The organism is Cytobacillus sp. Hm23 (genome assembly GCF_051842895.1).
Taxonomy (GTDB): domain Bacteria; phylum Bacillota; class Bacilli; order Bacillales; family SM2101; genus Nanhaiella.
The window spans coordinates 1-6,269 of sequence record NZ_JBPXRQ010000080.1 but is presented as its reverse complement, the minus strand read 5'-3'; the positions used below and the strand labels follow the sequence as shown (position 1 = coordinate 6,269).

Genomic DNA, 6,269 nt, shown 5'->3' with positions numbered 1-6,269 from the left:
TAATTAGTCTTAACTTGGCATTAGAGTCACCGAAGGTGGCTTAATAGCTTGTTTTGTACTCTATTTAAGATAAGGGATGCTCCATCAAATTGTGTAACAATTAGTTGGATAGGTTCACAGGTCACTATCTTAAAGCTATGAAAATAGATGGAGGATATTTGAGCAAAAAACGAATGTTTATTACAACCTATTGTCATCGAACATCGGAGACAACGTCTTTAAAAGTAAGAAAAATACGTAGGTTTTTTAGCATTGTTTCCTTCTATTACAGCGACATTGGCTCAAACTATCATCTAGTTGCTCAAAAATCCTTTTCAAAAAAAATTATGAAAGTGGGAAAAGTATGACTAAAAACAAATCAAATATTAAATGAGAACTGATAAGTAAAACCATGTTCCTTTTCCAAACATATAAGCTACCCCATATTATACCTCCAATTAAAGCAGCAAGAACTAAAACAATATTACCTGCATAAATATGTGCAGATGCGTATAGAATAGCCCCTACAAATATGGCTTGTTCTGACTTAATTAAATATGAAAGACGTTGTTGAATCAATCCACGCCAAAAAAGTTCTTCTCCAGGGATAATAACGCAAAACAAAACAATATAATGCCACCAAAGGGTTGGATTTACTGTTTCGTAAAGAGCTTGAATTTGATCAATGAATGGTAATTGTAAAATTATTATAACTACCTTTCCAACTACAAATATTAAGTACAATGCTACCCCTGAGCAGCAACCTATTATTAAACTCCTTATCCAACTTCCTTCAAAGTACATTCTTTCTATATTTAGTGATATGTATGATAATACGAACAACGATATTGGAAGTGCGTACCAAAATAATGATAGAAAATGAAAGGCTATAAATAATAATAAGTGTGCTAGAAGGATGATGTATAATAATTTTCGATCTTTAATATCGGTACCCTCACTTTCTAAAGAATGGTGTTTACACAATGGTTAGAAAAACAAAGTCTCCTGAATAATCAATTATTATGATCAATCTGACAGTATTATATAAAGAATTTTCCCATTGATTATTGTATTTCATACTCATTAATAACGATATAAACAGCTAGAATTATGATGTTATTTCTTCTCTAAGACGTTGAATCTCTGACTTAATTTAGTTTAGTAACAAAGAATAAAATTTACTTACATTGACATCATAACAAAGGACAAGTATTCATAGGAGGTTTTTTATGACACAGTCAAAAGGACAACAAGAAAGACAATGGTCTGTTAGGAAGCAATCTCAAAATCCTCACGGCAAAGTAAAATCGTATGAAGAACTAGTGAATGAAGCTACAACAAGTAAAAATAACAATGGAAAACAGTAAGTAAATTTTATACACGCACTCACATGTTAGTGCGTGTTTTTATCATTAATTTAATGCCCTCACTTCAAGCTGAAACTATGTGAAGCGAGTGAAGGTTAATTAGAGCATGAATGACCGTTGTCCCCAATCTAGGAAAAAACAAAATATGTAATTCCCGGTCTAACCCTTTTACATCGTCTCGATTTCTCACAATATGACTCTTCATGTAACATGCGTCGATAATTCAGCTTCGGTCTTACTGTTTATTATAGAACGGTCATTTCTATATTAAAATAGGAACTATACAAATTACAAACTATCACAATTGTTTAATTATGGAGTTTTTATATAATAAATTTTTTTCAGGGTGATGAATTGAATAATTATCTCTTATGTCAACCAGTTGTTAATAATTAGGAGGGAAAAAGAGATGAGGTTTGTGTAGCATGTCCTATACAACTTATGTATATGATAAATATTGATTTGATCATACTAATCACATATAAGGAGGGATATATGATGGAGAGCAATGTAGTCATTAAAGAATTAAATGCATTATTGAAAGGAAGATATATGGGTATACATGCATATGAAAGTTATATGCAAATTGTAAAAGATGATGATTTGAAAAAGGATCTACAAAAAATACAACAAAATCACAAAGAACATGCAAATTTATTAGCTGAAAGGATTCAAAACTTAGGAGGTGAGCCTGCAGATAATCCCGGGATAGTGGGTAATATGAAAGAGCTTATTAGTGAAATAAAAGGTTTTCCTGATACAAAAGAAGGAATTATTCAAGGGCTTATTGATGGAGAAAATACATATTCAATTAAAATGTCAGAGGATATCGTAAGAGGAGATTTAGATGATGAAAGCTTAAGAATAGTTGAGAAAATCATTGATGAAGATAGGAGTCATGTTCAGCAATTAAAGAATATTCTTCATTAATAAATATAAATAGTATTATCCTATGATTAATTGTTTGAAAATTCTTGAATAGTACCTAATGATATGGTACTATTTTTTTGAACAATCGTTCAAATGTATGTTTATTTTATTATGGAGTGATTATTTGGATAAGAAAAACTTGCCAAAAGAAGATGCTAAGTCGAAAATTATCTCACATGCAACTTCAATATTTTCTCAAAAAGGCTATGCAGCTACTTCTATAAGCGATATATCCAAAGCTACTGGTTTAAGCAAAAGCCATATTTATTATTACTTTGAAAATAAGGAGATGCTATTTGTATTTTTAGCTAAAAAATCAATGACTGAATGGAGGGAGAAATGGCAGCACACTTTAATTTCATTTGAAAATGCAACTGAGAAACTGTATGGAATAGCGAAACATGTGTTATATAATTTTGAAACCCCATTGCTTCAAGCAGGAAGAGAAATGGCTACTAATGGTCAAGTTGATCCTAATACTGTTCAAAACTTATATACAGACCTTGCTGCTGTTCCCTTTGAAACTTATCTTGAAATATTTCAAGAAGGTCTTGAGGGTGGAGAATTTTCTATAAAAAACATCCAAGAAACAACAATGTTATTTAGCTCCTGGATGGGCGGTTTATGTGCATCAATTGGTATTCTTGAATTTGAAACTTTAGAAGGACTTTTTATTGAAGCCGTGACTATATTTTTGGAATCTATTAAATCTTAACAACATCGATATTTTTTTTAACCGAAATTGAACGATCGTTCAAAAAGTATACATGTGAAATCATCATTCCTTCTTTGTTCATTCTTGTAGTCAATTGGATGCATGGAAGAATAATGAGGTTGGGCTCGGGTTATTAGCTGACGTAAACTTAAATTTACCGAAATGGTGTTTACAAAACATTTTAAAGGAGGGGCAACTAATGCGTATTGCTTTAATAGGAGATAGTTTAACTGAAGGAAGACCAGGTATTTCTTTTTCATCAATTCTACAAAAGAGAAATAAAGATATCTTAATAGATAACTATGGAAAAGCAGGGGATACGGTAATCAGCTTAAACAAACGTTTAGCAAATACAACTTTTCCGTACGAATACGATTTAACGTTCTTGTGGATAGGAATCAATGATGTATATTCACAATTATTAGGTGTCAAACCACAGCCTTTTGCAAAAAATCATCAAGAATTTAAGCAATACTATCATCAGATTCTTCGTATCTTGTCTGAATCATCAACTAAGATTGTCACTGTCACACCATCAGTTATAGGGGAGGAATTGGACAATGATTCTAACAAAACATTGGAGCAACTATCTTCTTTGATTCATACGATCTCTAAACAATACGATAATGTAGCATGTTTAGATTTACATTCCTACCTCAAAAATGAACTCGATGGCCTTAATACTTCAAATTATATATCAACTAGTGCTATTAGAATTTTATTTGATGTTCTCCTTTATAAAAAAGCTGTTCGAATTGATCATATTTCATCAAAAAGGGGGTTATACCTAACTCTCGATGGCGTTCACTTAAATTCTGTAGGAGCTACATTTGTAGCTGAGCAATATGAGAAAATGGTCTACACGTCAATACAAAATGGTAAACAAAATGCTGATGTTATTAATTAATAGTATTATTAATTGTTGTTCCTTTCAATGGGTGTATATATTAGAAATCCTGTTATGAAAAACGAATTAGATTGCAGATTGGTTTTGTAAGAAAGCCAATTTTTTACAACGTTTATAGTAATAATAAAAAATGGTTTCTCATGTAGATCTGTTTTTCAGCAAGCTATAAATCTCATTAAATAGGAGGGTTTTACATGATGAGTGGTAGAAAGGTAGCAATTGTAACTGGTGGTGCATCAGGAATAGGTAAGGCAATTTGCAATGAATTAGCCTCAAGGAACGTGTTTGTAGTCATAACAGATATTAATGAGACAAACGGAAAGCGTACTGAAGATGAGCTAAACAAAGACGGTGTAAATGCTAAATTTATATGTCTAGATGTAACAAATGAGAAAATGGTAAGGAGCGTTTATTCAGAAATATATAGTAAGTACAACAGGATAGATTATATTTTTAATAATGCGGGTTTTGCGATGTATGGTGAATTATATGATATGTCCATTGAACATTGGGAAGAAATCATGGATGTAAATGTGTGGGGGGTTATTTATGGGACTCAATTTGGTTATCAATTAATGAAGGAACAAGGCTGGGGTTATATGGTTAATACTGCATCTGCTGCTGGACTGGGTCCATCTCCGTTAAGTGCAGCATATGCTACAACAAAACATGCAGTAATTGGTTTGACTACATCTCTTCACTATGAGGCCGAAAATTACGGTATTAACGTAAGCACATTATGTCCTACATTCGTTCGAACATCAGCATTTGACCATGCAAAAGCAATTAAAATGAACAAACTAATGATGACTAATCAACTTGAAAAACAAAAAATGATGTCTCCAGAGAAACTAGCAACAATAGCTATTGACGGTGTGCACAAAAATAAACCGATTATTTGTCCACTTCCAATGCGAAGAACGATAAATATTATGTTTTCGTTGTTCCCGTTTGCTCATAGATTGTTAATGAGATTAGTATGTAAAGTTGGACGAGAAGCGAAGGTCACTACATAATTAGTTTTTGTTCTTCCTCATTCATTAGCTCAATATTAATTATCAACATCTTATCCATTGACAGGCACATGCCTAGTTTTTTTTTCGTATGATACATATATGAAAATGAAGGAAGGATGATTGTATGTATTATTACACTCCACAGTACCCGAATCAACAAGCTCTTGTCCACCCTCAACAACGACATTTAAATACACAAGTAAATAATCGATCTGATCAAGAAGTCATTACACAGCAAGTTGTTGAAGCTTTAAATGAAGCTGTAATAGGTGAAGCAACAGCAATTGATTTTTATGAAAGACTATTAAAGGCTGCACCGAATGATCAACATAAGAAAGATCTTTCACATGCTTTAGAAGATGAACGAGAGCACCTAAAAATATTTTCAGACTTATACACCGTTTTAACTGGTAATGAGCCTAAATACAAAATAGATAAGGTCGTTTTTAGAACATACCGTGAAGGGTTAAAGCTTGCTTATGAAGATGAACTAAAAGCTTATGAATCATACCGTAATAGCTATTTGTTAACAAAAGATTTAAGAATTCGTGATACATTCTTTCGAGCATTCACAGATGAAATCGAACACGCAATCCGCTTCGGTTTTCTGTTGTCAAAAAGCAGAGGATGACCAGAGAGTAGATTTTAGAGTTCAATTGAAACAGTGAATGAAGTGGATTCAAATGACTTTATTCACTTTTTTTGCTTTGCTATTAAGTAAATTTCTTCTTTGTTTAATGATGGTGATGTACTGTTCGAAGACATGCTAGAAGAACATTTAGATTTACTCCATTTAACCTACTTTTTTATCAGTAAGCTATTGTACAGAGAAGTTCTAGAATAATTGTTGTAAACACAATAAACCCTACAGATGGGTTATAGAATACCCCCTGTAGGGCTTATGTCTACAAATATTAGGACACGCTTTGACGTCCTGGCTTTCTAATTTTAGATATACAAGTTATGCCACTCAAAACTCTTTTCTTTTATAAATTTGAACAAAAAAATAGCGACGCATTCCCCTTCAAAATCTATTTGATTTAGTGGGGGGTAGTCGCTAAGGTCTTCATTCACCTTGTTCTTCAATGTATTTTTTTATTATGTCAATGGTAGCTCCTCCTGTAGTTAAAACCATATAACTACGGTTCCAAAAAAAGGTTTCCAATAGTATTTCGAAAGTTCCTTTTGGAACTCTTTTCTTATATATCTTGATGTTACAGTTTTATAGCTATTTACCGTATTAGCCAAGTTTATTTGTGGTGGAGCATCAAATAAAATATGAATGTGGTCCTCTTCTCCGTTCATTTCAATAATCTCGCAATTCCATTTTTCAAACAAGGACTCGGTAATTTCTT

Annotated in this window: 7 protein-coding genes and 1 pseudogene; 6 read left to right on the top strand and 2 right to left on the bottom strand. The window is 32.3% G+C overall.

The window, feature by feature from the left end; translation table 11 throughout:
- Positions 1-324 precede the first annotated feature (324 nt).
- Positions 325-963 carry a CPBP family intramembrane glutamic endopeptidase gene (locus ACSVDA_RS24460; protein ID WP_485886994.1) on the bottom strand — a complete coding sequence of 213 codons (639 nt, stop codon included), beginning with the start codon at positions 961-963 and terminating at the stop codon, positions 325-327.
- A gap of 245 nt (positions 964-1,208) precedes the next feature.
- Between ACSVDA_RS24460 and ACSVDA_RS24455 the strand changes: the two genes are divergently transcribed.
- The 6 genes from ACSVDA_RS24455 (at position 1,209) to ACSVDA_RS24430 (ending at position 5,545) form a co-directional block, all read left to right on the top strand.
- Positions 1,209-1,346: a DUF6254 family protein gene (locus tag ACSVDA_RS24455; RefSeq protein ID WP_485886992.1), complete on the top strand. Its 138-nt coding sequence runs from the start codon at positions 1,209-1,211 to the stop codon at positions 1,344-1,346.
- Positions 1,347-1,844: 498 nt separating this feature from the next.
- Positions 1,845-2,276 (top strand): ferritin-like domain-containing protein, encoded by a 432-nt coding sequence (locus ACSVDA_RS24450; protein WP_485886991.1) that lies wholly within the window; start codon positions 1,845-1,847, stop codon positions 2,274-2,276.
- Positions 2,277-2,400: 124 nt separating this feature from the next.
- A complete protein-coding gene (locus tag ACSVDA_RS24445; protein WP_485886989.1) occupies positions 2,401-2,991 on the top strand; it encodes a TetR/AcrR family transcriptional regulator in 591 nt (196 codons plus the stop codon).
- Positions 2,992-3,190: 199 nt separating this feature from the next.
- On the top strand, positions 3,191-3,898 hold the full coding sequence (locus tag ACSVDA_RS24440) for an SGNH/GDSL hydrolase family protein (RefSeq protein WP_485886987.1): 708 nt from the start codon (positions 3,191-3,193) through the stop codon (positions 3,896-3,898).
- 197 nt (positions 3,899-4,095) lie between these two features.
- The gene (locus ACSVDA_RS24435) at positions 4,096-4,914 is read left to right on the top strand and encodes an SDR family NAD(P)-dependent oxidoreductase (protein WP_485886985.1); all 819 of its coding nucleotides are present in this window, start codon (positions 4,096-4,098) and stop codon (positions 4,912-4,914) included.
- Between the two features lie 124 nt (positions 4,915-5,038).
- Positions 5,039-5,545 carry a ferritin family protein gene (locus tag ACSVDA_RS24430; RefSeq protein ID WP_485886983.1) on the top strand — a complete coding sequence of 169 codons (507 nt, stop codon included), beginning with the start codon at positions 5,039-5,041 and terminating at the stop codon, positions 5,543-5,545.
- Positions 5,546-5,980: 435 nt separating this feature from the next.
- On the opposite strand, the pseudogene tnpA reads toward ACSVDA_RS24430, so the two are convergent.
- Positions 5,981-6,219 (bottom strand): annotated as a pseudogene (gene tnpA, locus ACSVDA_RS24425) (IS200/IS605 family transposase).
- Positions 6,220-6,269 lie beyond the last annotated feature (50 nt).

Coding starts and splice junctions, on each gene's coding strand:
- ACSVDA_RS24440 (WP_485886987.1), top strand. CDS start 3,191: ATGCGTATTGCTTTAATAGGAGATAGTTTAACTGAAGGAAGACCAGGT.
- ACSVDA_RS24435 (WP_485886985.1), top strand. CDS start 4,096: ATGAGTGGTAGAAAGGTAGCAATTGTAACTGGTGGTGCATCAGGAATA.
- ACSVDA_RS24450 (WP_485886991.1), top strand. CDS start 1,845: ATGGAGAGCAATGTAGTCATTAAAGAATTAAATGCATTATTGAAAGGA.
- ACSVDA_RS24455 (WP_485886992.1), top strand. CDS start 1,209: ATGACACAGTCAAAAGGACAACAAGAAAGACAATGGTCTGTTAGGAAG.
- ACSVDA_RS24430 (WP_485886983.1), top strand. CDS start 5,039: ATGTATTATTACACTCCACAGTACCCGAATCAACAAGCTCTTGTCCAC.